This window comes from Neisseria sp. P0021.S005, assembly GCF_051956955.1.
Genome location: NZ_JBQCWY010000466.1, coordinates 1 through 2,389, shown reverse-complemented (window position 1 = coordinate 2,389; position 2,389 = coordinate 1). Strand labels below are relative to the sequence as shown.

Here is a 2,389-nt window from a genome sequence, read left to right as displayed (position 1 = left end):
CCGTAGATTTTCAGGTTCGTAAACTCTTTGGCATTGCGCGGCATATTGGCTTTGGGGACGATGGCGCGTTTGAAGCCGAGTTTTTCCGCTTCTTTGAGCCGCTCTTGTCCGCGTGCAACAGGGCGGACTTCGCCGCTGAGGCCGATTTCGCCGAAAACCACGGTTTTTTCGGGCATGGGGCGGTTGCGGAAGCTGGAGAGCATGGCGAGGATGACGGCGAGGTCGGCGGCGGGTTCGCCGATTTTGACGCCGCCGACGGCATTGAGGAACACGTCTTGGTCGAAACAGGCGATGCCGCCGTGGCGGTTGAGGACGGCGAGCAGCATGGCGAGGCGGTTTTGTTCGAGACCGACGGTGAGTCGTTTGGGTGTGAAACCGTGTGCATCATCGACCAATGCCTGAATTTCGATCAAAAGCGGGCGGCTGCCTTCTTGTGTAACCAAAACGCACGAGCCGGGCGTATCGTCGCGGTAGCTGGCGAGGAAAATGGCGGACGGATTGGATACGCCTTTTAAACCGTTTTCGGTCATGGCGAATACGCCCAGTTCGTTTGCCGCACCGAAGCGGTTTTTAATGGCGCGTATCATGCGGTAGTTGGAATGTTGGTCGCCCTCGAAATACAGCACGGTATCGACCATGTGTTCCAGCACGCGCGGGCCGGCAATCGCGCCGTCTTTGGTAACGTGTCCGACCAGTATCATGGCGATGCCCATCTGTTTCGCCATACGCGTCAGTTGGGCGGCACATTCGCGCACCTGCGACACGGAACCGGGGGCGGAAGTGATTTGGTCGGAATACATGGTTTGGATGGAGTCGATAACGACGACTTCGGGCTGATGCTGTTTCAAGGCCGTCTGAATCGCTTCCATGCGGATTTCAGCAAGCAGGTTCACGCCTTCGGTAGGCAGTTCCAAACGTTGTGCGCGCAGGGCGACTTGTTGGGCGGATTCTTCACCGGAAACGTACAGCACTTTACGGCTTTGCGCCATTTTGGCGATGGTTTGCAACAGCAACGTAGATTTGCCGATGCCGGGGTCGCCGCCGAGCAGGATGACCGCGCCATCGACCAAACCACCGCCCAATACGCGGTCAAGCTCGCCCATGCCGGTCGGATTACGCGGCACTTCGGTCGCGGTAACGGCGGAGAGGGATTGGACGGTCGAAGTGTCCGCCGCCCAAGATTGGAAACGGGCGTTTTTCGGTTCGGGCGCGGCCAGGCTTTCCTGAAGCGTGTTCCACTCGCCGCAATGCGGGCATTTACCCTGCCATTTCGGGGAAGTACCGCCGCATTCGGAACATTGGTAGATGGTTTTGGGGGCTTTTGCCATGGTGTTTTCCCTGTGGAATATTTGATGTGTGAAAAGGTCGTCTGAAAACAATCATATCGTTTTCAGACGACCTTTTTTATTGAGAAATAACAGGTTTATTTCTTACTGTCTTTATCCGCATCTTTTTTCGGTGCAGGTTTTTTCGCTGCCAAGCCCAAAGATTTTTGCCATTCGGCTGGATTTTTCACTAAGTCCAAGGCTTTACGGAGCTGATCGTCTTTGGCCGGATTGGGAATGCGGCGGCTGGAGATGTCTTCGTCTTTGTCTTTTTTGGACTTGTCTTTATCGGCTTTGGTTTCTGTGTTGGCAGGCGTTTCGTTGCTGCTGTTGACGTCTTGGCCGCCCAGCGGATTACCGATATGGCCGACCAAATCGGCTTCGCGGCTTTCAAAGGCGCGGTCTTTGTCTTTGACTTCAACGTCAGGAACAATGCCTTGCGCCTGAATCGAGCGGTCGTTCGGCGTGTAGTAAAGGGCGGTGGTCAATTTGACTGCGCTGCCGCCAGAAAGCGGAATCAGGGTTTGCACCGAGCCTTTGCCGAAACTTTGTGTGCCGACGACGACGGCGCGTTTGTGGTCTTGCAATGCGCCGGCAACGATTTCGGAAGCGGAGGCAGAGCCTGCGTTAATCAGGACGGTCATAGGAATGGTTTTCAGCTCGGCAGGTAATCCGGCCAACGGGTCTTTGCCGCTGGTGGTGATGTAGTCTTCGGCAGTTGCTTTGAGAACCATGCCTTCTTTTTTGTTACGGCCTTTGGTGCTGACAACGGTTACGTCAGGTTGCAGGAAGGCTGCGGATACGCCGACTGCGCCATTGAGCAGGCCGCCTGGGTCGTCGCGCAAGTCGAGAATGATGCCTTTGAGCGGACCTTTGTTTTCTTTGACAAGGGCTTGTGCGGCTTCGTTGAGTGCGGCAACGGTGCGCTCTTGGAATTGGGAAACGCGGATGTAGCCGTAGTCTTTTTCAAGCAGGTGATGGCGCACGCTTTTGACTTTGATGATGGCGCGGGTCAGGTTGACGACGATGGGTTTGTCGGCATTTTTGCGTGAAAGGGTCAGGGT

At 55.6% G+C, this 2,389-nt stretch carries 2 protein-coding genes; both read right to left on the bottom strand.

Annotated features, from left to right (window positions below):
- Positions 1–1,328: DNA repair protein RadA (radA, locus tag ACTHUE_RS15660; RefSeq protein WP_440423945.1), on the bottom strand; the 1,328-nt coding region annotated here is incomplete at its 3' end.
- Between the two features lie 95 nt (positions 1,329–1,423).
- A partial coding sequence (locus ACTHUE_RS15655) for a S41 family peptidase (RefSeq protein WP_440423944.1) occupies positions 1,424–2,389 on the bottom strand: 966 nt, incomplete at its 5' end.